This window comes from Bacillus ndiopicus (assembly GCF_000612805.1).
In the GTDB taxonomy this organism is placed as follows: Bacteria; Bacillota; Bacilli; order Bacillales_A; family Planococcaceae; genus Metasolibacillus; species Metasolibacillus ndiopicus.
In genome coordinates, this window is record NZ_HG964405.1 from 586,368 (window position 1) to 610,055 (window position 23,688).

Annotated in this window: 28 protein-coding genes; 19 read left to right on the plus strand and 9 right to left on the minus strand. The window is 35.8% G+C overall.

Annotation, left to right across the window (positions count from 1 at the left end; all coding sequences use genetic code 11):
• Nucleotides 1-127: 127 nt before the first annotated feature.
• Both TY13_RS10970 and TY13_RS10975 read left to right on the plus strand, forming a co-directional pair.
• Nucleotides 128-319, plus strand: a complete 192-nt coding sequence (locus TY13_RS10970; protein ID WP_042475485.1) for a hypothetical protein — start codon at nt 128-130, stop codon at nt 317-319.
• A 187-nt stretch (nt 320-506) separates the two neighbouring features.
• Nucleotides 507-713, plus strand: coding sequence for a hypothetical protein (locus TY13_RS10975; protein WP_042475487.1), 207 nt, complete (start codon nt 507-509; stop codon nt 711-713).
• A gap of 69 nt (nt 714-782) precedes the next feature.
• Here the strand turns inward: TY13_RS10975 and TY13_RS10980 are convergent, their stop codons facing one another.
• Nucleotides 783-1,310: a hypothetical protein gene (locus tag TY13_RS10980; protein WP_042475489.1), complete on the minus strand. Its 528-nt coding sequence runs from the start codon at nt 1,308-1,310 to the stop codon at nt 783-785.
• A gap of 207 nt (nt 1,311-1,517) precedes the next feature.
• On the opposite strand from TY13_RS10980, the gene TY13_RS10985 reads away from it, so the two are divergent.
• The 3 genes from TY13_RS10985 to TY13_RS10995 all read left to right on the plus strand — a co-directional run bounded on the left by TY13_RS10985 (nt 1,518) and on the right by TY13_RS10995 (nt 4,233).
• Complete coding sequence (locus tag TY13_RS10985; protein ID WP_042475492.1) at nt 1,518-1,955, plus strand: hypothetical protein; 438 nt, start codon at nt 1,518-1,520, stop codon at nt 1,953-1,955.
• Nucleotides 1,956-2,106: 151 nt separating this feature from the next.
• Nucleotides 2,107-2,646: an NfeD family protein gene (locus TY13_RS10990; protein ID WP_195891686.1), complete on the plus strand. Its 540-nt coding sequence runs from the start codon at nt 2,107-2,109 to the stop codon at nt 2,644-2,646.
• Nucleotides 2,647-2,679: 33 nt separating this feature from the next.
• A complete protein-coding gene (locus tag TY13_RS10995; RefSeq protein WP_154661596.1) occupies nt 2,680-4,233 on the plus strand; it encodes a flotillin family protein in 1,554 nt (517 codons plus the stop codon).
• Between the two features lie 69 nt (nt 4,234-4,302).
• Here TY13_RS10995 and TY13_RS11000 read toward each other — a convergent pair whose 3' ends face one another.
• The 3 genes from TY13_RS11000 to trhA all read right to left on the minus strand — a co-directional run bounded on the left by TY13_RS11000 (nt 4,303) and on the right by trhA (nt 7,029).
• Complete coding sequence (locus TY13_RS11000; RefSeq protein WP_042475496.1) at nt 4,303-5,172, minus strand: DUF6612 family protein; 870 nt, start codon at nt 5,170-5,172, stop codon at nt 4,303-4,305.
• A 284-nt stretch (nt 5,173-5,456) separates the two neighbouring features.
• Complete coding sequence (locus tag TY13_RS11005; RefSeq protein WP_042475499.1) at nt 5,457-6,293, minus strand: DUF6612 family protein; 837 nt, start codon at nt 6,291-6,293, stop codon at nt 5,457-5,459.
• A 97-nt stretch (nt 6,294-6,390) separates the two neighbouring features.
• Nucleotides 6,391-7,029 (minus strand): PAQR family membrane homeostasis protein TrhA, encoded by a 639-nt coding sequence (gene trhA / locus TY13_RS11010; RefSeq protein WP_042475501.1) that lies wholly within the window; start codon nt 7,027-7,029, stop codon nt 6,391-6,393.
• Nucleotides 7,030-7,223: 194 nt separating this feature from the next.
• On the opposite strand from trhA, the gene TY13_RS11015 reads away from it, so the two are divergent.
• From TY13_RS11015 to msrB, 5 genes are all read left to right on the plus strand, one after another.
• Nucleotides 7,224-8,066 (plus strand): DegV family protein, encoded by an 843-nt coding sequence (locus TY13_RS11015; RefSeq protein WP_042475505.1) that lies wholly within the window; start codon nt 7,224-7,226, stop codon nt 8,064-8,066.
• A 129-nt stretch (nt 8,067-8,195) separates the two neighbouring features.
• A complete protein-coding gene (locus TY13_RS11020) occupies nt 8,196-9,107 on the plus strand; it encodes a GDSL-type esterase/lipase family protein (protein ID WP_042475507.1) in 912 nt (303 codons plus the stop codon).
• A gap of 8 nt (nt 9,108-9,115) precedes the next feature.
• Nucleotides 9,116-9,694: a YpmS family protein gene (locus TY13_RS11025; RefSeq protein ID WP_042475511.1), complete on the plus strand. Its 579-nt coding sequence runs from the start codon at nt 9,116-9,118 to the stop codon at nt 9,692-9,694.
• The gene (msrA, locus tag TY13_RS11030) at nt 9,695-10,228 is read left to right on the plus strand and encodes a peptide-methionine (S)-S-oxide reductase MsrA (RefSeq protein ID WP_042475514.1); all 534 of its coding nucleotides are present in this window, start codon (nt 9,695-9,697) and stop codon (nt 10,226-10,228) included.
• Nucleotides 10,218-10,649, plus strand: a complete 432-nt coding sequence (gene msrB, locus TY13_RS11035; protein WP_042475516.1) for a peptide-methionine (R)-S-oxide reductase MsrB — start codon at nt 10,218-10,220, stop codon at nt 10,647-10,649. Before msrA ends, msrB begins: the two co-directional genes overlap by 11 nt.
• A gap of 91 nt (nt 10,650-10,740) precedes the next feature.
• Here the strand turns inward: msrB and TY13_RS11040 are convergent, their stop codons facing one another.
• Entirely contained in the window at nt 10,741-12,564 is a 1,824-nt protein-coding gene (locus TY13_RS11040; RefSeq protein ID WP_042475518.1) for a methyl-accepting chemotaxis protein, read from the minus strand.
• 92 nt (nt 12,565-12,656) lie between these two features.
• On the opposite strand from TY13_RS11040, the gene TY13_RS11045 reads away from it, so the two are divergent.
• Both TY13_RS11045 and deoD read left to right on the plus strand, forming a co-directional pair.
• Nucleotides 12,657-12,881 carry a YozE family protein gene (locus TY13_RS11045; protein WP_042475521.1) on the plus strand — a complete coding sequence of 75 codons (225 nt, stop codon included), beginning with the start codon at nt 12,657-12,659 and terminating at the stop codon, nt 12,879-12,881.
• Nucleotides 12,882-12,970: 89 nt separating this feature from the next.
• Nucleotides 12,971-13,675 carry a purine-nucleoside phosphorylase gene (gene deoD, locus TY13_RS11050; protein WP_042475523.1) on the plus strand — a complete coding sequence of 235 codons (705 nt, stop codon included), beginning with the start codon at nt 12,971-12,973 and terminating at the stop codon, nt 13,673-13,675.
• Nucleotides 13,676-14,199: 524 nt separating this feature from the next.
• On the opposite strand, the gene TY13_RS11055 is transcribed toward deoD, so the two are convergent.
• On the minus strand, nt 14,200-14,361 hold the full coding sequence (locus tag TY13_RS11055) for a hypothetical protein (RefSeq protein ID WP_195891687.1): 162 nt from the start codon (nt 14,359-14,361) through the stop codon (nt 14,200-14,202).
• 168 nt (nt 14,362-14,529) lie between these two features.
• On the minus strand, nt 14,530-15,135 hold the full coding sequence (locus tag TY13_RS11060; protein WP_042475527.1) for a stalk domain-containing protein: 606 nt from the start codon (nt 15,133-15,135) through the stop codon (nt 14,530-14,532).
• Nucleotides 15,136-15,935: 800 nt separating this feature from the next.
• Between TY13_RS11060 and TY13_RS11070 the strand changes: the two genes are divergently transcribed.
• Both TY13_RS11070 and TY13_RS11075 read left to right on the plus strand, forming a co-directional pair.
• On the plus strand, nt 15,936-16,418 hold the full coding sequence (locus TY13_RS11070; protein ID WP_042475535.1) for an immunoglobulin-like domain-containing protein: 483 nt from the start codon (nt 15,936-15,938) through the stop codon (nt 16,416-16,418).
• Nucleotides 16,419-16,689: 271 nt separating this feature from the next.
• The gene (locus TY13_RS11075; RefSeq protein ID WP_042475538.1) at nt 16,690-17,298 is read left to right on the plus strand and encodes a DUF2238 domain-containing protein; all 609 of its coding nucleotides are present in this window, start codon (nt 16,690-16,692) and stop codon (nt 17,296-17,298) included.
• A gap of 3 nt (nt 17,299-17,301) precedes the next feature.
• Here the strand turns inward: TY13_RS11075 and TY13_RS11080 are convergent, their stop codons facing one another.
• The gene (locus TY13_RS11080) at nt 17,302-17,667 is read right to left on the minus strand and encodes a hypothetical protein (protein ID WP_230199423.1); all 366 of its coding nucleotides are present in this window, start codon (nt 17,665-17,667) and stop codon (nt 17,302-17,304) included.
• Between the two features lie 170 nt (nt 17,668-17,837).
• Here TY13_RS11080 and TY13_RS11085 point away from each other — a divergent pair, with 170 nt between their 5' ends.
• The 5 genes from TY13_RS11085 to TY13_RS11105 all read left to right on the plus strand — a co-directional run bounded on the left by TY13_RS11085 (nt 17,838) and on the right by TY13_RS11105 (nt 22,802).
• Entirely contained in the window at nt 17,838-19,352 is a 1,515-nt protein-coding gene (locus tag TY13_RS11085) for a lmo1851 family serine protease (RefSeq protein WP_042475544.1), read from the plus strand.
• Between the two features lie 120 nt (nt 19,353-19,472).
• Entirely contained in the window at nt 19,473-20,372 is a 900-nt protein-coding gene (locus TY13_RS11090; RefSeq protein WP_042475548.1) for a CobW family GTP-binding protein, read from the plus strand.
• A gap of 199 nt (nt 20,373-20,571) precedes the next feature.
• Entirely contained in the window at nt 20,572-20,838 is a 267-nt protein-coding gene (locus TY13_RS21315; RefSeq protein ID WP_042475550.1) for a hypothetical protein, read from the plus strand.
• A 22-nt stretch (nt 20,839-20,860) separates the two neighbouring features.
• Nucleotides 20,861-21,340 carry a CAP domain-containing protein gene (locus tag TY13_RS21320; protein ID WP_195891688.1) on the plus strand — a complete coding sequence of 160 codons (480 nt, stop codon included), beginning with the start codon at nt 20,861-20,863 and terminating at the stop codon, nt 21,338-21,340.
• Between the two features lie 382 nt (nt 21,341-21,722).
• On the plus strand, nt 21,723-22,802 hold the full coding sequence (locus TY13_RS11105; RefSeq protein WP_042475552.1) for an undecaprenyldiphospho-muramoylpentapeptide beta-N-acetylglucosaminyltransferase: 1,080 nt from the start codon (nt 21,723-21,725) through the stop codon (nt 22,800-22,802).
• Nucleotides 22,803-22,920: 118 nt separating this feature from the next.
• On the opposite strand, the gene TY13_RS11110 is transcribed toward TY13_RS11105, so the two are convergent.
• Nucleotides 22,921-23,469 carry a GNAT family N-acetyltransferase gene (locus tag TY13_RS11110; protein ID WP_042475554.1) on the minus strand — a complete coding sequence of 183 codons (549 nt, stop codon included), beginning with the start codon at nt 23,467-23,469 and terminating at the stop codon, nt 22,921-22,923.
• Nucleotides 23,470-23,688: the final 219 nt, after the last annotated feature.

Genomic DNA, 23,688 nt, shown 5'->3' on the forward strand with positions numbered 1-23,688 from the left:
GCTTGCCAATTAAATGAAGGATTAAGAGCACCTGACGGGGACGTTAGCATAGATGGTGAAAAAAAACAAAATGATAGGTGCATGGCAGGAGTGGGAAGAAGATAATGTGATTATGTGAGCCCCACAAATGGACAAATCGATATTTGACTATGCTAGTGATTTTGAAACATTAACGGTCTCAGGTGGTAGCGAGGTAATCCTAGATATTGAAAAAGCGTCTGATATAATAGAGGTCAAACAATATAATCTCGATGGTGAAGTGGAAACTGTCAATCTAAAAGATTATTATGTATATGAAGTTGTAGCAAAATGGCAGTAAGGTAACATTTGTATTTGATGTAGAGCTATCTAAATGATATGACAAATAAGTTATACTGATGAATTCGCACCATATAGACATTGAATCGCGTGAACAGCTTGAAGCAACATTGAAGCAATTTGCTGGAACTATTCTCGCTGTTTAACACAATCTTTACTTTTTACAGCAGATTACAGAAGAACAGTTAGTGATTCGAGAGGGTATATTAACGAAAAATATGAGAATGCAAGAAATAAAACAGGATAACAGTATGGCATTACTAGCGCTCGAAACGGAGCGGCAAGTAGTATTAGGAAAATTAAGCCTCGTTAAAATGAGCTCTGACCAATATATGGAGCTCAACAAACGCTTCAACGAGTTGACGAAGGAAATAAATGCGTTGAAAAAGAACTAAATAGCCAAAATGAAAACGAGAGTAGAAAAGAATCTCTTTTCTACCCTCGTTTGTTTAAAATAGATTTTATTAATCCCAAAACCCAGCAGTAACCTTAGTAAATGCAGGGGCTAATTTATTAACGAAGAATTCTGCTTTGTTATTATCTCCATCAACCCAACCAGAAATATTACGGAAGACTACCTCATAATATAGTTCTCCACTAACTTTGAAAGGTTCTACCGTTGTATCCCACAAGTCGTCTCTTTCTTTTAGCTGATAAAGATACATTTCTTTTGTCGGATGAATCAAATTCACCATATAGTCTCCCCCTGCTGAAGGAAATACTCTAGATTCTCCAGAGAATACATCATCGCCTAAGTAATCCCATACGCCAGCTCCCAAAATAGAGATTCTATTAGAGAAGATTTGAGGATTATAATCTAACGCTCTAACTGTAATATTGCCAATCTCTATTTCTTTTTGTGTTCCATCAAATATAAATTCTGATGCTTTAATTTCTATTTCTTCTGATAAATCTTGTTCTGAGGCATTTACTTGAGTGCTAAAAAGCAAGCCAAATGATAAGAATGTACCTAAAAATAAAGATTTTTTCATGAACTTCATCTCCCTAAAATTAATATTGAAACTCCACTTTATAGTTAATATTTTGAAACTAGATATAATTATAACATAATAACTAATATATAAATATTAAAATATGGTATATTTTATCAGTTTTCGATATATTTGATGAAATTAATCTTATTATTTGTTATATTCATTTTAACACTATAATTACAAAAAATAGAAGAGGGTGGGAGTTTGAAAAAATTTCTAGTATTTTTGTTAGTCATTTTATTTTTAGCGGCTTGTCAACTTAAACAAGAAAAGGGTGCACCTAAAGGAGAGATTAGTGTTAATAATAAAGATTATCAAATGGTGTATGCAGGATATGAGTGGATTGATGGCAATTTGGAAATACGAGCACCGAGGATGGGGAAATCAATATTTGACTATACTAGTGATTTTGATACATTAACAGTCTCAGGTGGGAGTGAGGTAATCATAGATATTGAAAAAGCGCCTGATACGATAGAGGTCCAACAATACAATCTTGATGGTGAAATGGAAACTGTCAATCTAGTTGATAATAAAATTTTATTACCAGCTATAGAAGATTATTATGTATATGAAGTTGTTGCCAAATGGGAGAATGGTAGTGAAGTAACATTTATATTTGATATCGAGCTATCTGATTGAAGGAAGTTATTCGAAAAAATTCAAAAATACATAGAGTTTTTAGAAGAGGAAGGTGTCATCTTACTTTCCTGAAACTTTCATAATTTTTTTACATTTTTCCGAAACTTTAGTGGAAGTTATTCGTAAATAAGGTAATACATAAGAAAGGGGGATGAAAGAGTTGTTTGGATTTTCACTCACCGCCATTTATTTGACAGTGCTGATTGTCGTAGGGAGTTGCACATTGCTCTACATGTTATTCGCTGATTTAGCGGACGGCGTAACAGAAGGTATACCTTTTTTCGATCCAGCCGTTATATTATCCTTTATTTCTATAACAGCAGCAGGAGGTTATTTACTTGAGCGCTTTACATCTATAGCAAGCATTGTTGTTTTCATAGTAGCATTAATTATCGCAGCTATTTTAACAGCGCTACTGTATTTCTTCCTTCTCGTGCCACTGCGTTCAGCAGAAGTGTCGCTCGTTTATACGGATGCCTCATTGGAAGGGCAAACAGCGAAAGTCATCGTTCCAATACCACTAGATGGCTTTGGTGAAATTGTCATCGAATCTGTTAATGGTATTATATCGAAGCGTGCGGCAAGCTACCAAAGTGAAGAAATTCCTTATGACGCAAAAGTATTAATTATTGAAGTAAAAGAAGGGACAGCTTTTGTTACATCTTATAACAAAGGCTTCACAAACACATAGTTTGGAGGAGAGAAAATGACATTTGAAACTGAGATGATTGGAACTTTAATTATTATTGGTGTTGTTGTGTTTATCATAATAGCATTTTTAGGGCTTTATATTAAGAAATATCGCACAGCTGGTCCAGATGAAGCATTAATAGTAACAGGAAGCTACTTAGGCTCAAAAAATGTACACAAAGATGAGACAGGAAATCGCATTAAAATTATTCGTGGTGGAGGTACATTTGTATTTCCAGTGTTTCAACAAGCACAGCCATTAAGCTTACTTTCTAGTAAACTAGAGGTAACAACACCAGAAGTGTACACAGAGCAAGGGGTACCAGTAATGGCAGATGGTACAGCAATTATTAAAATTGGTGGTTCCATTTCGGAAATTGCAACAGCAGCAGAGCAATTTTTAGGCAAGGATAAACATGAGCGTGAAATGGAAGCACGTGAAGTGTTAGAAGGACATTTACGTTCAATTTTAGGTTCAATGACAGTTGAAGAAATTTATAAAAACCGTGATAAATTCTCACAAGAAGTGCAGCGTGTAGCATCACAGGATTTAGCGAAAATGGGTCTTATTATCGTTTCCTTTACAATTAAAGATGTACGTGATAAAAATGGCTATCTTGAATCATTAGGTAAGCCGCGTATTGCGCAAGTAAAACGTGATGCGGATATTGCGACAGCAGAAGCAGACAAAGAAACGCGTATTAAGCGCGCAGAGGCAGACCAAGAGGCGCAAAAGGCTGAGCTTGCACGTGCTACAGAAATTGCGGAAGCTGAAAAGGATAACCAATTAAAGGTAGCGGAATATCGCCGTGAGCAAGAAATGGCTAAAGCTCGAGCTGACCAAGCATACGAATTGGAATCTGCGAAAGCAAAACAAGAAGTAACTGAACAAGAAATGCAAGTACAAATTATTGAGCGTCAAAAGCAAATTGAGCTGGAAGAGCGTGAGATTTTACGTCGTGAGCGTCAATATGATTCTGAAGTGAAGAAAAAGGCGGATGCTGAGCGCTATGCAATTGAGCAGCAAGCGGCTGCAGATAAAATGAAGCAGCTTGCACAGGCAGATGCTGAAAAATACCGTATTGAAGCACAGGCGCAAGCACAAGCGGAGCGCATTCGTCTTGACGGTTTAGCGAAGGCAGATGCGGAACGAGCACAAGGTACAGCAGAAGCGGAAATTATTCGTCTACGCGGTTTAGCAGAGGCAGAAGCGAAGCAAAAAATTGCAGAAGCATTCGAGCAATATGGTCAAGCGGCTGTCTTAGATATGGTTGTACGCATGTTACCTGAATATGCGAAACAAGTTGCAAGTCCATTGGCAAATATCGACAAAATTACAGTTGTTGATACAGGAGGTGGAGAAGGTGGCGGTGCCAACAAAGTTACTTCCTATGCAACGAATTTAATGGGCTCTTTACAGGAAACATTAAAAGCTTCATCAGGTATTGATGTGAAAGAGTTAATCGAAACATATGTTGGTAAAAATGCAGTGAAACAATATGTACAGCAAATGCCTGTAACAGTACCAACACCAACACCTGTACACCAAAAAGAAGAGAAGTTTGAAATGGCAGCAACAGAAGACTAAAAAATAGGCTGATGGGAAAGCAAGTTTACACTTGTGCTCCCCATCAGCCTTCTAATTTTAGTTATACATTTATTCAAAGCTATGTGCGTTATCGATGACTTCCTGAGGTACTGTAATTGTAGAAACCGCATTAATATTTTCAAATACGATTGTTGTTTTTTGATCTACAGTCATTTCATCGTCTTGAACTTTTGGTTTCATTAGCCAGTCTAATTGTATCTTTTTCACATCAAATGTACTTTTATCAATGACTACTTGGTAAAATGCATCTTCGAACTTTGTGCTTCGAAGCTCTGCTGAGTTTGGATTTGCATCAGATATGGTAAGGGCTAGTTGTTCTCTACTTAACTGTGCAAGTTTTTCACTGTCCCCCTTTAATGTTAAAATATATTTTTCACCATTTTCTTCATATGTAAAATCCTCAGCATATTTTTCAAGTATTTTTAACTGTTCAATTGTATTAATATTTAATCCGAAAGCATCCAACATTTCATTTAGCTCGGGTCCCTTTGGCATTTGTAACCATTCATCTTCGGAGCCTTCATATAAATATAAATTTTCATCTGCTGTTAAATACATTTTAAGATTCAGAACCTCTTCTGATTCTCCACTTTCTAGCTCTGTAGCAATTGCCTCACTATCGACGAAAAATTGATAGGGCTCCATAATTTGGTCTGCCTGTAATTTAGACTTCATTTCTACATTAGTCCCATCTTCCATCGTAATCGCTTGTGTTGCAGAAACAATTGTAGTATAGCTTTGAAGGTTATCTTGTTTTTCAAGCGCTTTTGTGAATATTTCTGTTAGTGCTATCTCTGGTGTTTTTGATGCAAATTCTGTTCCTTTCTTAGATGTATTCTCCTGTTGCGTGGATGAAGTCCCACATCCAGCAGCTAATACTGTAATACCTGCTATTGCTAAAAATAATACCTTTTTCATATTTATTACAACTCCTTTATATAATTTACTATTATAGCAATTTTAAATAGAACTATAATAGAGGAATTTGGATTTATTAAATTAGAAATGGATAAAATGTAAATTTTAACTATAGACAAACAAAATAAAGCCTATCGAAACTAAGAAATCCCTATGATGATTGCAAGGTATATAAAAAACGACGGAAGCCCTTTTTGAAAAAGAGTACTTCCATCGTTTTAGAAAGGGGAGTCCCATCTATAGAAAAATGCCTCCCTTTGTGAACATATACCACAATAATTGATTTAATTATTTATTTCTTGTGCATTGTCCAGTGCTTCTTGAGGAATTGTAATTGTTGTATTATTAAAGTCTTCATACTTCGTTGTCGATTTTTGATCGATTTTTGCTGTTATGCCTTCCATTTCCATTGAGATAACCATATCTAGCTTCATTTCTTTCAAATCATATGTCTTTTTATCAATTGTTAATTGATAAGTAGTATCTTCAAAAGAGAGGTTTTCCAATTGTTCAACAGGCGCTTCAGGCATTGTCATCGCTAATTGCTCTTCAATTAATTGTTTAAATTTATCGCCACCTGCATTTAATGTTAAAATATATTCATTATTCGTTTGCTCGAATGTAAAGTCAGTTGCATATTTCTCTAATAGTTTTAGTTGCTCAGATGCATCTGCTTGTACACCCGCTTGATTTAGCATTTCTTCTAATGAAGCTTCTTGCTGTAGCTTTAGCCATGTTTCGGAAGTGCTGTCATATGCATATAAACCATCATTAGCAGTCATATACATTTTGAGAGGCATATCAAGCTTTTCACCGCTTGTTGGCTCTGTCATGGAAATTGTGCCATCAATAAAAAATTGCATAGGCTCTTTTACTGCACCCATTTTTAAATTAGCTGTCGTATCAGCTTTTGAGCCATCTCCAATATCCATTGCTTGTGTCATTGTAATCGTTGCGTTAAAGCTTTGAATTTCATTTTGTCTCTCAACGCTCTTCGTAAATACCTCTTCTAGTGATAAATCGCTTTTTTCAGTCGTATTTTCTTTTGGTGTTGCTGTAGTGTTGCAACCTGCAGCAATTACTGCTACACCTGTTAACGCTAATAACATTTTTTTCTTCATTTAAATTACAGCTCCTTTATTGTCAATTACTATTTATACTGTTTTGTATAAGTAAAAGTTTCAAGAAAGCTGCTTTTTGATAAAAAGGTCCTGCTGTTTATAAATAAAATAGCACACATCCTACCATACAGGCACAGCCTGCAATAACAAAAATATGCCAAATTGCATGATTATAAGGGAGTCGATGCCATGCGTAAAAAATAGCACCAAACGTAAAGAAAAGCCCGCCTGCTAGTAGTAATAAGAAACCTTCTAGCTGTAAAAATGCGTAAACAGGCTTTATAACGAAAATAATGAGCCAGCCCATGGCGATATATAAGCCTAAAGAAAATGCCTCAAATCGGTGAATAAATAAACATTTAAAAACTACTCCAAATATAGCAATTCCCCAAATAATACATAATAAAGTAATGCTTAAGAGACCATCTAAAGTAATTAATAAAAACGGTGTGTAAGTTCCGGCAATTAAAATATAAATAGCAGAATGGTCAAGAATCGCAAAAAAACGTTTAAAGCGCTTAGGCATACTATGTAGTAACGTAGAATTCAAAAATAATATGATGAGCGATGCCCCAAATATACTGTACGAAACAATGTCAACAGCACTGCCTTTTGCGACTGCCTGTAAAATAAGTCCGACACAGGCTGGGATGCTAATGAGTAAACCGATACCATGTGTGATGGCATTCCATAACTCTTCATTTTTTGTTTTGTAGTCAAAAACGATGTTTTCCATTGAAATCACTCCTTATAAAATACTATAGTAAAATAGAAGTTCGTAAGACAGGCATATTTGTCATTAGTTGTAACTACAATATGTCATATGGAAAAAAGACAACTATCAATGAATAGTGATTACATTTGTCACCTTTACAGTGGTAATTCAAGTTAATTATAATAGGTAAGAAGAACATAAAGGATGTGTCATTAGTGGGACGAATTCATATTGTAACTGATTCAACGTGTGATTTAACAAAAGAGGAAATTGCGAAGCACGGCATTCATATTGTGCCATTAACAATTCAAATTGGACAAAATACATATGTGGACGGGGTAGACCTTGAACCTGTCACATTCATGGATATAATGAAACAATCTGCTGAGCTTCCCAAAAGCTCTCAGCCGGCACCTGGGAAATTTAAAGAGCTGTACGATGAGCTTGGAAAAGATGGAGATCAAATATTATCTATTCATATGACAGGTGCAATGAGTGGTACGGTTCAATCTGCTCGCCAAGCTGCTGAAATGACAACTTCAGATGTGACAGTTGTTGATTCACGCTTTATCGCGTTCGGCTTGGCATTCCAAATTCGTGAAGCTATTCGCTTACGTGATGAAGGCGCTTCAATGGAGGAAATTGTAGCCCGTTTAGATGTAGTGCGTGCGAATACGAACTTATTTGTTGTAGTTGATACGCTAGAAAACTTAATTAAAGGTGGACGTATAGGTAAAGGGAAAGGTATGATTGGCTCACTTCTAAATATTAAGCCAATTGCTAGTTTAGAAGGTGGCGAATATACACCTGTATCTAAGGCACGAAGCCATAAGCAAGTAGTGAATTATTTATTTAAACAATTCCAAGAAGATACTGCTAGTAAGACGGTAAAGGCTGTAGGTTTATCCCATGCGGGAGGATTACAGACAATGGGGCAGCCATTGTTAGATTTAATTAAATCAACAGGTTTCGATAATGCTGAAATTGCCTTTACTTCACCAATTATTAGTACACATACGGGACCAGGGGCAATCGGTTTTATTTATTTTGCGGAGTAGGACTTTGGCATTTACAATGAAGAAACACGCTAAAAATACCTTTCTATAAGGATTTTAGCGTGTTTGTTTTCGTCATATGCATTATAATGAAATATACATAAGTCAATAGATAGGTAGGGAAAGGAACGAATGAGGTTATTTTTTAGTGTGTTATGTTGTTTCATATTACTAGCTGGTTGCTCAGTTACGGTCGATGAGTCTGAAATAGAGCCAGAAGAGTATGAGAGATCACTTGGTACAGAAAGTGTACCAATGCCAATAGAGGATGCCCTTTACGTTGAACAAACTAAAAAAGAGAGCATTGTAGAAAAGCTGGGCGAAATGTTTCAATTAGACTGGCTTAATCGAAAGGAAATAGATGCACAGGACATTCAATATATCGCATTTGGGGACTCCCTAACAGAAGGGGTGGGGGATGAGTATAAACGTCAAGGATTTACAGAACGTTTAACTGAAAAACTAGAAAAATGGCCTGCGATTGCAACTGTGAACTTAGATAATAGAGGAAAAAAGGGAAGACGGAGCGAACGGTTATTGGAACTTCTTGAAAAAGGGCATTATGATAAGGAATTAGCAGATGCAAATTTGGTTACGATAACAATGGGTGGCAATGATGTCATGAAAATTGTAAAGTCCGATATCTTCTCTTTAAAGAAAGAAATGTTCGATGCTGAAAGAGAGAACTTTAAAAACAACTATGAGCAAATAATAGAAAAAATACGTGCACAAAATGCTGAAGTGCCGCTTATTTTAATTGGTTTTTATAACCCTTTCTCAATTGTAGTAGATGAAACAACGCCATTTGAAAAGATTATTGAAGAATGGAATAATGAAATTTTACAATTAGCGGTCCAAGATGGCAATGCGTGCTTTATTCCGGTAGACGACTTATTTCATACAAATGAAGATTTAGTGTACCATACAGACTTTTTCCATCCAAATGCAAAGGGCTATGAGCGAATGACAGATCGTATTGTGTCTGCAATGACTGCATGTGGTATTGAGGAAATGTCGGACGGTTTGATTGGATTTGAGGAGTGATATAGGATATGAATAAATGGAAAGTCGCCTTTTTTTTACTTGCAGGAGCTGTTATTTTTACACTCGTTTTCATCGTTTATTTGGCGACTTCGAAAGTGGAAGAAAAAGCAATTCCAGATCAGCAAAAAATAACGGGGCATGTACTAACTGTACAAACGACAGCAAAAGAATTCGAAGCAATTGCCAAAAAATATATGGGCAAGGGACCATTAGAGAAATCACCTATCCCCGTTGAAATAGAAGTAAACGAACAAGTACAGCTTTTTAGTGAGCTTATTGTCTTTGGCATTACGGTTCCGATTTCAATGGATTTTGAGCCGATTGTTAGCGATGGCAACATACGTTTAAAGCAAACAGAGGTGAATGTAGGGAAATTAAATATCCCACCCTCTACTGTCTTGAAACTAATGAAGGATGCGATTGAATTTCCAGACTGGATGATAGTAAGACCGAATGAAGAAGAAATTTATGTTGATTTATCGCGTATTAATATTGCTTCAGGCTCGAGAGTTCGCGCTAAGGAAGTTGATTTGAAAAATGATAAAATATTATTAGAAATCATTATTCCAGCAGAAGAGGTGAAGTAAATGTCAGAACGTGCAACTTTTGCAGGTGGCTGCTTTTGGTGTATGGTAAAGCCATTTGATGAATTACCAGGGATTGAATCAGTCGTTTCTGGATATACAGGAGGACATGTGGAAAATCCGACATATGAGCAGGTTTGCTCAGAAACAACTGGACATTTAGAAGCGGTGCAAATTACTTTTAACCCAGATGTGTTTCCCTATGAAAAACTGGTGGAGCTATACTGGAAATTAATAGACCCGACTGATGCAGGTGGCCAATTTTACGACAGGGGTGAATCGTACACAACAGCGATTTTTTACCATAGTGAGGAGCAACGCGAAATAGCTGAGCGATCTAAGGAGGCATTACAAGCATCTGGCAAGTTTAATACGCCAATTGCTGTGAAGATTATACCTGCAAAGCCTTTTTATGAGGCAGAAACGTACCACCAGCATTATTATAAGAAAAATCCAGCGCATTATGAGCGCTACGCTTTTGGCTCAGGGCGTGTTGCTTTTAGAGAAAGACATTGGGGTGATGAACATGAAAAATAAAGAGCAGCGTTTAAAGGAATTAAATGAGATGCAATATTATGTGACACAGCAGCAAGGCACAGAGCCTCCTTATCGCAATGAATACGACCAGCATTTTGAGCATGGTATTTATGTTGATATTGTATCAGGAGAGCCGCTATTTTCTTCATTTGATAAATTTGATGCAGGCTGTGGCTGGCCAAGCTTTGCAAAACCGTTAGAGGCGGAAGAAATTACAGAGCATTTCGATGCATCGCACGGCATGCGCCGCGTAGAAGTACGTAGTAAAACGGCTGATTCTCATTTAGGACATGTTTTCCCAGATGGACCTAAAGATTTAGGCGGTCTGCGTTATTGCATCAACTCAGCTGCATTGCGCTTCGTGCCGTTTGCAGAATTAGAGGAGCAAGGCTACGGTAAATATAAGGCTTTGTTTGAATAAGAGGCAATAGCTTTGAACTGAAGATATATAACCTAAAAAGCGTGGACAATCAATTGTAGAGAATTGATTGTCCGCGCTTTAATAATTTTCCCTATATTTTGAATTCTCCGACAACACTGCGCAGATCATCGGCTTGTTTCGCTAATTCAGAAGCAGCTGCATTTATTTCCTCCATAGATGCAGAGCCTTGCATTGCTGCTGAAGCACTTGTTTCTGTACTAAAGGCGGTTTGCTCTGCAATGGCATTTACTTCAATAAAGGAAGTACTGACAATGTTGCTATAATCTAATGTAATATTAATTTTTTCGACCATTCGGCTAATAATTTCTGTTGTGTATTCTGTTTGTTGTAAAATTTTAGCGAGTGAAGTATTCGTCTCGTTCGCTACTTCTACACCTTTTATCACAGATTGTACACCGCTATGATTTTGCGCAATAATGGACTTGACTTCAGTCTGAATGGAAGAAATAATTCCTGTAACTTCCTTTGCAGCATTTTGCGATTGCTCTGCTAGCTTGCGTACTTCATCAGCAACTACAGCGAAGCCCTTACCATGTTCACCGGCTCTTGCAGCCTCGATTGCAGCATTAAGAGCAAGTAAGTTTGTTTGCTCAGCAATGCCAGTAATTGTACTAATAATTGAAGTAATTTCCCCAGATTTTTTTCCGAGTGCTTCAACAGTCATTGTCGTGTTCGCCATTGTTTCCTCAATATCCATCATAACGTTTGATGAATGGCTGACTGATTTACTACCATCATTTGCTACAATTCGCATTTCCTCTGAGGCTTGGCGAACTTCTGTAGCTTCTGCATTTAAGTCACGCATAGATTGTTCTAATAGCTGCATATTTTGTGCTGCTTGTCCCATACGGTCAATAATCGTATTGCTATCATTGGCAATATCATGTGTAGAATTGGCGATCGAATCAATCATACGTGCATTTTCATCTGCTAAGGCCATCAATTCTTGAGAGCTCCCAGAAACGTTTTCTGCTAAACCAGAAACGCGTTTTATAAGTGTGGAAATAGAATTAATTAATAAATTTGTTGAATCTGCAATTTGTGCGAATTCATCATTTGTTTTAACACGTACACGTCGTGTTAAATCGCCACCTGTGCTAGCAATATCTAAAATAGATGTATTAATTGAGTGCGTATTACGTCGAATAGATTTAAATAATACAAAGCCCGATGTAATAGTTAAAATAATAGCGATAATGGCTAAAAAGAAAAATGATATTTTGGATGTGTTTGCATATTGCTCCAGCTCTTTAATCGTTTCTTCATTTTTACTTTCTAATAAACCAATTAATTTGATTGAATAATCATCGATATATGCTTTTATTGATTGCCCGCCACCGTTTTGCATTAGTTTCTGAGCATTTTCGAAGCCATATTTAGTGCGAGTATCAATCATGTTTTGAGAATGTGTTAAATAGACGCTATAAAGTTGATTAATCGAAGCAATCGTATTAGAAGCTTCCTCATTATCTGCCAAAATTACTTGCAGCTCTGAAATATTATTATTAATATTCGTTTTCACTGCCTCGTAGTCTTGTAAAATTTCTTCTTTCCCTGTAATAAGATATGTTTGCTCGTGGCTGGAAAGCTTAGCAATATCACTTGCTAAATTGTTTATTTGGATTTGTTGTTGCAAATTTTTATTAGCAAAATCTCGCAAGCTTGCTTGTAATTTAGTAATATTAGTGTACGATAGCAATTGCATTGCGAAAATAATTGCTAATAATAAAGAGAAAATGAGTAATACACGTCCGCGAATAAGTTGATAAAATTTTGCTTTTTTCTTTATATCAACGGGTGCATCTTGTTGTTTGGCTTTTTTTCGCCTTGCAAAAAGCTTTGTTGGTGCAGGTTTTTTCAATTTATTCCTTTTAAGTAGCAAATTTGTCACCATCTTTCTATAGGATAAATTATTCATCACTTTAATCAGTTTACCTATATGTAAACGCTTTGTGAAGTAGATTTTTGTAAAAAGGGGAGAAATTTTTGAAAAAGTCATTCTATTCTTACATTTTAACATACCGAGGTGGGGCTGCAGGTGACGCAAAATCTCAGTTTGCAGAGGCATGCTTTCACGATGTGAGCTTTCCTAAAATGTCGACATCTTTTGAAGAGTTATCACAATATATTGAAATGCAAGGAGATGATATTTTAACAGCCGCAACATTTGATGAGCTGTGGTCTTTATATGTAGAAAGATATGGTGAATAAAAATTGAAAAGCAAGACGTCTAACCTTGCGGAAAAAACGTAAAACAAGTATGATGTGAAGTGACTATTAATGAAACGAGGGACAAAATTATGAGTATTCATATTAATGCAAAACAAGGTGAAATTGCTGACATCGTATTACTTCCAGGAGACCCTTTACGCGCGAAGTATATTGCCGAAACATTTTTAGAAGATGTAACCTGCTACAATGAAGTGCGTAATATGTTTGGCTACACTGGTACTTATAAAGGAAAACGTGTATCTGTTCAAGGGACAGGTATGGGTGTACCATCAATTTCAATTTATATTAATGAGCTTATGGCAGAGTACGGTGTACAAAAATTAATTCGCGTAGGTACTTGCGGAGCGATTCAAAAGGATGTAAAAGTACGCGACGTAATTATTGCTCAAGCTGCAACTACTGACTCAAAAATGAACGAAATCATTTTCAATGGTATTGATTATGCACCAATTGCAAACTTCGATTTATTATTAAATGCATACAATGCTGGTCAAGCAGCAGGCTTAAGCCTTAAAGTAGGAAATGTCATGACAGCAGATATGTTCTATTCAGAGGAAAATCAAAATGAAAAATTAGCGCGCTACGGTGTATTAGCAGTTGAAATGGAAACGGCTGCACTATACACATTAGCTGCTAAATACGGACGCCAAGCATTATCGATTTTAACAGTTTCAGATCACATTGTAACAGGTGAAGCAACTTCTTCAGAGGAACGTCAAACGACTTTCAACGACATGATGGTTGTAGCACTTGAGGCTGCGATTCAGGAATAGTAGGGTATCAAAGGTTTGAAATTTGAGATAAATTTCAAAGGAACTACAATAAAAATTAATTAGATTTTTAATCCTCAATGGGTGACTCAATAAATGAGAGCCTGTTGAGGTTTTTTATAAAGGGTTAAAAGCTCCGTAGCGCCCCTTTTTTGGTCTTGACCAACATAGGAGTACGTATTAAGTGTTTCACGTATTGTAGCATGTCCTAATTATTACTTTACCTTTTCTGTTATGATAGCTGTCGGGAAATAATACATACCGAGTTCATTTAATTATTTTTCAGATATGTTGATAGACACGGTTCCAATATCAATATATTCTATCGTTAATGTGTTCCAACTACCTTCTTCTAGTAACGTATCTGATATTTGACTGCACATAGACATAGCAATATTTTCTTGTAGTAAATAATTTATTTGACGCTAAATCTATTACAGCTTTAATCTTGCCGTTTTCAACAGTTAAACTAATTAATCTATCGCTCTCACTCATACCTGAATACTCAATTATTTCTTTCACTTTAGTTATTGAAATTTCTTTGCTATGTCTTCAGTTTCCTCTTTAGCTTTCTGTTCGGCATCATTTTTAGCTTGTTCGCTAGATTTTGGATGCTCAATTGTATTATTTTCAGGGATCGTTTTTTCAGCTTTTTTCTCACCACAAGCGGCAAGCAGTAGTGCTGACATGGCTCCAATGTAAATCAATTTTTCATTAATAAAAACCTCCTCCTATATTATTGTATTCGGGAATAAAGGATAAAAAGTGCATATAAAAAAACAGACAACTGTGATTAGTTATCTGTTTTATAATTAAAACAATTAAAATTACTATAAACGTGTTTTATAAAATAAAATTTATTTTGTAATCTTTACATTATTAAATCTGTAATCTGTCCAGTTAGCACGAATTAAAATATTTATTGAATCAGCATCAACAGGAGCATAGAAAATAACATCTTCAGCAGTTACGCCAGGCTCAATATAGGTATCAGCGTGAGGAACATTTTCTTTTTTATACCATCTTTCAAAATTGAATTTAGAATTATAACTGTATTGTTTTCCATTTGCGACAATCTTAGATAAATCGCTTCCATTGCTCATTTTATCATTAGAATTATTTACATATGTAACATAAATTTTTAATGAATCAGAGTCTTGCACAACTTTATCAATTTTAACTGTTAAGTTATCAATTGTTTTTGACATTTCAGATGGAGTAATTGACTCAGTAGCGTTTGATGTAACAGCGTATGTTTTAGATTTGCTATCATAAGTTACTTTTCCACCAAAAAGCTCAGTAACATCATTTAACGGTACGTATGCCTTATTATTAATTAACTGTACATCAATAGATTGTTTTTTTCCGTTAAAAGTAAAATTGTATTTAGTTGCAGCGTAAGCGCCCATACTAAATGTTAAGAGTAAAATAAATACACTAATTATAACTGTTGATTTTTTCAAAATAAATCCCTCCTCTTTTAACTATAATAGGAAATTTAACGAGATTTGTACAGTATAAAAAAACAGACAACCAATATTAATTATCTGTTTTATATCTTCGTACCGTCTACCATTACAAAATGTGTCTCAAACTGGCTTCATACAGCATAGAGCATCGAAAATAGAACATGCATAGAGTATAAGCAATGGAGAGACTTGGTTTTAAAAGAGATAAATATACTTGTCGATGCTACGGTGATAAATCTAGAGAGAACATCATTTCGATACATATAGTTTTGGAATCAGGTGAAAGTGTAAATGATATTGCTAAGGAATACGAATTGGTAGAGCTACTGTTTATAAAATATTGTAAGGATGAAATTCATTTTGTTGTATAATTGTGAAATCAAATTTAGTGGGTTAAATGATAATTTTAAAATGAATTAGCAAATTCAAGGTTATAAATATAAGTATAATGAATACTCTTTGGCGACGAATTATTTTACTAAGTTATTAATTTTTTTACTGTTGTATGCAAGATTAGCAGTACACTAATAAAGTTATAAGGTTTACTTCGGCAAAATTAGGTATATTATATTTGTTGAATAGATTCATGCATTGTAACGTGTCCTAATAACTCTTCAATGACTTTAATACTCTTATTACCTCATTGGTAAGATGATTTATTTTTGATATTTATGTTATTATCGTCGTAAAGATATAAGAAAAAATACACTCCTACTTATAATAAATTTTAGTCAAACAAAGTTTTTGGAATTTTATTCTGAAATCAATGTCTAAATATTAGAGGCGGAGATAATTTGAGAAGAATTTTTATAGTATTGGCGGTAATTAGTTTTGCAGCAGTTGGTTGCTCCCAAGAACTAAAAGGTCAAGCAGGGCAACCGACAACAGATTGGGAACCTACAAAATACGAAACGATTAACAACTTTGATGGAGTAACGATGATTGTAAAGAAAGGAACAGCATCTTCTACTGGATTGACGGTGATATGTGAGAATAACTCTGACAAGCAAATTATCTACGGTGAACATTTTTGGTTGGAAAAGAAAATCAAAGGGAAGTGGTATCAAGTTCCATTTTCCTTAACAGGGAACCATGCTTTTACGGATATTGGTTACAACTTGGATTCTTTTAGTACCAAGGAATGGACAGTTGATTGGGATTGGCTCTATGGAAGTCTAGATAACGATGAATACCGTATAGTGAAAGAAATGGTGGATTTTAGAGATACTGGTGACTATGATAAATATCATTTGACAGCGGTGTTTACAGTTGATTAGCTTAACATAATTAGTATGTAATAACATTGTGAAATATTGTCCTTAAAGTAACAATTCATTATAAAGAAGAGGTAAGCAGTGAAATTTTTGACACAGTTGTTTATCCAGAATAATCAGCTACTATTTAATAAGAGCTAATAGAACAGTGTTTTTCATTTGAAAAAATAAGCAGCCGACTAAAGTATATTGGTTGCTTTTTCTTTTTCTGCTAAATGGCTACAAGTATAATTCCCTTCTTTTAAAAACATACTCCTTTTAGGAGGTGTTGAAGATGAATAAAATACATGGCCTGTTGCTTGCTGTTGTAGCAATTGTTTTATTATGGTCATCTATTCGACCATTTTCCTATAGCACATGGCTTGTTGAAGTAGGTCCTGCTGTAGTGATTATTATTATTTTACTCATTACTTACTCTAAATTTCGCTTTACGACATTATCCTATTGCATCATTGCCTTTTTATCCATTCTTACATTTATTGGTGGGCATTATACGTATGAGGAGGTTCCTTTGTTCAATTGGTTAAAGGAGGAATTCCACTTAAAGCGTAATGACTATGACCGATTTGGCCATTTTTTTAAAGGGCTTATGGCGATTGTCCTCCGTGAAATATTATTGCATTTTACACCACTAAAGCCAGGAGCATGGCTATCAACGATTTCCGTTAGCATGGTGCTAGCTATCGCTGCTCTTTATGAAATACTTGAGTGGCTTAGTACAAAAATTGCGCCACATAGTAAAACATCGAAGGACTTCCTCGGCATGCAGGGCGATAAATGGGATGCACAGTGGGATATGACATTTGCTTTTTTAGGAGCAATTTTGGCTATTTTATTGTTAAGCCATCTTCATGATCGCATATTACAAAAAAAACGAGAATAAATATTATTTTAAGCCGAGTGGAATTTTATGCTTTTCTTTCAACAGCACTGTGCCGTTTACTTTAATACAGCAATTTAATGTGATTAATCCGCCAAGTTTTACGGTCACCTTTGATACAGTACCATCTGCTTCCGCCATTTTACCACGTAGAGTCACAAAAGGGAGCAATTGCTTGAAGATGCTGTCACGACTTTTACAATCAACAATTTCATTATTAATCGCAAGCGTTTCCTCTGCCATCGCATTTGTAACACGAATGATATGACCATTGTAATCAACTTGCCAAACTTTAAAAGCGTCTTTTGCTAAATCTTCTTTAGCAATTGCCATTTCTTTTTTCATTTCTTCGCGCAAATTTTTAAACATCATTGAACCTCCGTAGCGTATACTTTTCATCTATATTGAATTATTGTACAAAAAATCCCACATATTGTGAAACTAAATAAAAAAATAAACGTCTAAGCTTTTCGAAGACTGTATAAACTGTTAAGATAGGTATAGTGTGCCGTACATAGTGGAAAATGAGAGTGGTGAAAGTAATGGATGAACAACAACGAACTGAGGAACAACAGGTACAGCAAAATGTACAGCAGCCTATAAAGCCTGCTGGGAAATTTATACGCATAAAGCCTTTTAAATTCATTATGCTGATGTTCCTGACAATTTTAGTAACAGCAGGTTTAACGATTTTTGCATTAACTTTTGGAGAACAGAAGGTAGTGGAAGTAAAAGTACCTGTTGAACGTGCAGAATTTAAACAGCTTTATGATGCATTTGATGAACTTAAGAAAAATTACTATGTCGAAATAGATGATGAAAAAGTAATTCATGGTGCAATTAATGGTATGTTTGATGCACTGGAGGATCCGTATTCTGATTATATGAATAGTGAGGAAGCAACAAACTTTAATGAAAGTCTATCTTCTAGCTTCCAAGGAATTGGCGCGGAAATACAAGAGCGAGACGGCTACATTATGGTCGTGTCACCAATTAAAAATTCACCTGCAGAAAAAGCAGGAATATTACCACAGGACTTAATTTTGTCTGTTGATGGTGAAAGTTTAAAGGGCTTAAGTGCCTCAGAAGCAGTTTTGCGTATTCGCGGTGAAAAGGGTACGTCCGTTACATTAATGATTCAACGTGGCGTTGAGGAAGAGCCGATGGAAATAAAACTTGTGCGTGACGATATTCCAATTGAAACCGTACATGGTGAAATGGGATCAGATAAAGTAGCACACATTCAAATTTCATCATTTAGCGAGCAAACTGCAGAGGAAGTAGCTAAAAGTTTAGCTGAATTTGAGGAACAAGGCATGAAGGGCGTTGTACTAGATGTCCGTCAAAATCCAGGTGGCTATTTAACGGCAGCGTTAGATATTTCGAATTTCTTTGTGCCAGAAGGCAAGCCAATTTTACTTATTCAAAGTCGTACAGGAGAGCCTGAAGCAATGGTTGCAGAAGGCGGGAAAAAATATAAAATTCCTGTTACAGTATTAATTGATGAAGGAAGTGCGTCTGCATCTGAAATTTTAGCAGGAGCATTACAAGAATCGGCTGGTGCCAAAGTAGTTGGTAAAACATCATTTGGTAAAGGTACAGTGCAAACAGTCGCAAATTTACCAGATGGTGCAAACTTGAAGTTTACTACAAGTAAATGGTTAACACCGAATGGTAATTGGATAAATGAAAAAGGTATCAAGCCAGATGTTGAAGTAAATACAGCACCTTATGCTTCATTACCATATATTGATCCAAAGCAAGAGTTGAAATTAGAAACAAACTCGAAGCTTGTGAATGCGGCTGAACAAATGTTAGAGGTACTTGATTATAAGGTAGGGAAAGTTGATAACGTCTTTGATCAAGATACTGAAGCTGCAGTGAAGCAATTCCAAGCAGCAAACGAGCTGGAAGAAACAGGTATTTTAACTGGCAAGACAACATATGCATTAATGGATGCATTACGTGAAAAGCTACGTGCTGATGATCCGCAATTATTGAAAGCGAAAAAGCTTTTAATCGGTGAGGAATCGGAAACAGAAGCTAGCGATGAGTAAAAGCTGAAAAATCATTTTGATGCGTTCATCGTAAAAATATAAATTTTTATCAAATAATTAATGGGCTGTTGGGAGAGGTGAAAACTTTCCTAACAGCCCCTTTCTTGAGGTGTGAAAATAATGAAAGATGTTTATTTATTAAGTGGATTTTTAGGAAGTGGCAAAACATCGCTTTTAACAGATGTTATTCGACAGTTTAAGGAACAGGGCTTGAAGCCAGCGGTAATTATGAATGAGCTTGGTAAGCTACCTTTTGATTCCCAGGCGGTCGAGGAAGATGTCCCGCTAAAGGAAATGTTGGAAGGGTGCATTTGCTGTACAGGTGCTGAAAAAACGGAGGCACAAATTCAATCTTTGCTATTTGACCAGCAATTTGATGTGTTATTAATTGAAACAACAGGAGCAGCTCATCCTGTAGAAGCGTTAGATGCGGTTTTTTCCCCTTTATTTGCTGAGCAATTAAATATTAAGGGGATTGTCACAGTTGCGGATAGTAAGCTTTGGTTAAATCGTTCCACATTATCACCGCAAGCACGTTCGCTATTTATGGAACAAATTCGTCATGCGCACGTACTGCTTGCCAATAAAATTGATTTATTAACAGAAGAAGAACAAGCACAGGTAGTTTATGAGCTGCAAAGCTTTAATTCACGTGCGGTGCTATTACAAACAACAAATGGGCGAGTGCCTATTAAATTTCTGCAGCAAATGCAATCAATGGTTCAGCCTACTAAGGATGAGATTACGCCAGCACAAATTGGCAAAAGCTTTAACTTAGGCTCACGTTTAGTGCAGTTTAAAACAAGCTTTAGCGAGGAAGAGTTTGAGGCGTGGGTCCGCTCATTGCCTGAGACGGTTTATCGTATGAAAGGCTATGTACCTATTACAGGTGTGCGCAACCCGATGCTATTCCAATACGCATACGGGATGGTTCAATGGCTACCTGAATACGTAAAAATGGAACCGAAGCTCGTTATTATTGGAGAAAATATTAGCTCTATTTCGATTATCGGAGATTAAAAATCTAGCAATATTGAAAAGTGTCAACCGCTTTTAAAGTGTAACTGTTGCATGCAATGGTAAATGGTACCTGAAAAGTGGAATAACAAACACTGTTTTTTCAATATTTTTTGTTGTCAATGGTTTCATTGGTAAAGTTTAGCGAAAAATGCGGCGATTCTTTCTTGTATGCTTACTAGCGTAAAGGAGGAATTGCAAAATGAAAAAAACATTAACAGCAGTTTTTGCAACTTTTTTATTAGCAGCACCAATTCAAATAGGTTCTGCATCAGCAAATGGATTTGAGGGACAACAAGGACAAGTGAAGCAAGCAACAGATTGTAAAGTGATATATAAATGGCCAACAAATCATAAATGGCAAATATTTATGCCATCTATGGATAAGCAAATAGAATTTAAGTTTCCGAACTTTGTACCAGCACCACCGGCTAAAGAAAAGCCCAAAGGTTCCAGCACCACCGGCTAAAGAAAAGCCGACAGATTCAAATGTGGTAACAGAAAAACCAACTGTACCAACACCACCGGCTACAGAAAAGCCATCAAATTCGAACACAGTTACAGAGAAACCATCTGTACCAACAAATTCGAATATTAATGCATTTGAACAAGAAGTTGTTAAATTAACGAATGCAGAACGAGTAAAAGCTGGTTTAGCACCATTTAAAACAGATGATGCACTAATGGCAGCAGCACGCGAAAAATCACAGGATATGCAAAGCAAAAATTACTTTTCACATACGAGCCCAACATTCGGTTCACCATTTGATCGAATGAAAGCTTTAGGAATTGCGTATAAAAGTGCAGGAGAAAATATTGCACAAGGTCAACGTTCACCACAAGAAGTAGTTCAAGCTTGGATGGATTCACCAGGTCACCGTGCTAACATTTTAAATGCACAATTTACGCATATCGGTGTTGGATATGTAGCAAACGGTAACTACTGGACACAACAATTTATTCAAAAATAAATTAAGACGTGGCACTGCTGGAAATAAGTGTCTAAAATAGGATTTAAAGAACGATCGCAGAGACAATAGAAAGAGTCATTGGGAAAATACTTCATTTTTCCCAATGACTCTTTCCGCATTTTTATCTTGATTCAGTAGAGGTTTATCAAATATTCGAGAATTCGTCTAATAATAGTCTAGGATGGTTTTTACAGTAAGCTAAAAAATGTTAGTCAAGGCATAATTGATTAAGATACTCACATCGAATTTTCCTATATCATCTATATCTTTTTTGTTGCATATAGTACAATAGGGAGTTGTAAATCATTGTACTGGGTTAGAAGTGAACTTAATAAATAAAGCAGTCGGTTAAATATAAGCATGAAAGAATAGGGGAATTGATGTGAAACAACAAACAATTATTTTAACAGGTGGAGGAACCGCGGGGCATGTATCTCTTAATGAAGCAATAATACCTTCGTTAATAAAGGAAGGCTATGAAGTTCATTATATTGGTTCTTACGATGGCATAGAAAAAGAGTTAATCGGCAATAATTTCCCTGAAATAAAATATCATAGCATTTCGAGTGGGAAATTGCGTCGCTATTTTTCAGTCAAAAATTTTACAGATCCATTTCGTGTTTTATATGGAATTAGTCAAGCATTTTCGATTATTAGGAAAGTAAAGCCTTCTGTTATTTTTTCAAAAGGAGGGTTTGTTTCAGTTCCTGTAGTAATGGCAGCGAAATTAGCCAATATTCCTGTTGTTGTACATGAGTCAGATGTAACGCCAGGTTTAGCTAATAAACTTGCATTACCGTTTGCTTCGCATGTTTTTACGGTATTTAAAGAAACAATGCAACATTTACCAAGTGATAAAGCTACATGCACGGGCTCAATTATAAGGCAGCAATTATTTCAAGGGTCGCGGGAAAAAGGATTAAAACTATGTCAATTTGAGCAAGCATCTAAAAAAATATTACTCGTTATGGGAGGGAGCTTAGGCTCTGTTGTTTTGAATGATGCACTGCGTATGAATTTGGCGGATTTACTACAAAAATACAACATAATTCATTTATGTGGCAAAGGTAATGTGGATTCGTCGTTACTAACACTAAAAGGCTATAAGCAATTCGAATATGTGACAACAGAGTTGCCAGATTTATTGCATGCAGCAGATTATGTTGTATCTCGTGCTGGTTCAAACTCTATTTTTGAATTTCTAGCTTTGCAGAAGCCAATGTTACTTATTCCGTTATCTGCTAGCAAAAGTCGTGGTGATCAAATATTGAATGCCAATTTATTCAAAAAGCAAAAATTTGCTCATGTACTGGAAGAGGAAGCTTTAACGAAGCTATCATTTATCGATGCATTGAACTATCTAGTGGAACATGAAAGCGAAATGATTGATGCGATGGCTGATGCAGAGCGACCTAAAACGCCAGATGAAATGGTAGTACTTATCACACAATATGAAAAATGACTTATAGGAGGTTAGGGAGGCTAGTTTGATTTGTTTTTCCTAAACACTTTCTATACTCGAATTACATTATAGAAGGGGGTGTTAGAAAAGCTTTGACTTTTCCAGCACCCCCTTCTTATTACATCGCTTGTTCTTCAGCGTCAACTTGAGCATTCGCTGTAGTTAAGTAAAACAAATCTTTTGGAATTTTAAATAAATCAAATTGGGCTTCTCCTCGGTTAATTTGTTCTAAAAGAGCAGGATGTGATTCCGAAGCACAAACAACGTATGGTAGCTTTAGAGCTGCTGCCTTTGACCGGCTATTTTCTTTACGAATACGTAAAAAAACTGTATGGAAATCATAGATGAAAAAAAGCTCTTGTAAAAACAATAACTTCGCTTTTTGATTGTAGCCCATTCCTTGAAATGGCTGCCCAATCCAAGTGCCTAGGAAGCCCGCACCGTCTTGAATATCATAAATGCTAATTGTTCCAATTGGCTGTCCCCAATCATCTACTATTGTTCTAGAAATCGCAGTACCAGCTTGCTCTTCTTCAATTAGTTGTTTCGTCATAAATAAATATTCTTCAGCTGATGTTGCTTTTTGGCGAACAAAGGGAAAAACAGATGGATGGCTTAATAGTTGATAAAGTTCAGTTGCTTCATGTACATCACGGTGTTTCAGCATGCGAAACGCCTCCTTTAAATAGGGAATAGGTAAAAAATCACAAGGCATGCATTTCGAACTTAACTCCTATATAACCTAGACACCTTACTATGTTACAACCTTTAGTTATTCGCTACTTTGCATATGAAATTATGGTTAATTATGCCCTGGCTATTTTTAGTTCTGCTTTTCAAGCATTAAAAGTTGAAAAATAACCGTTATCAAATTGCCAACGGTTAT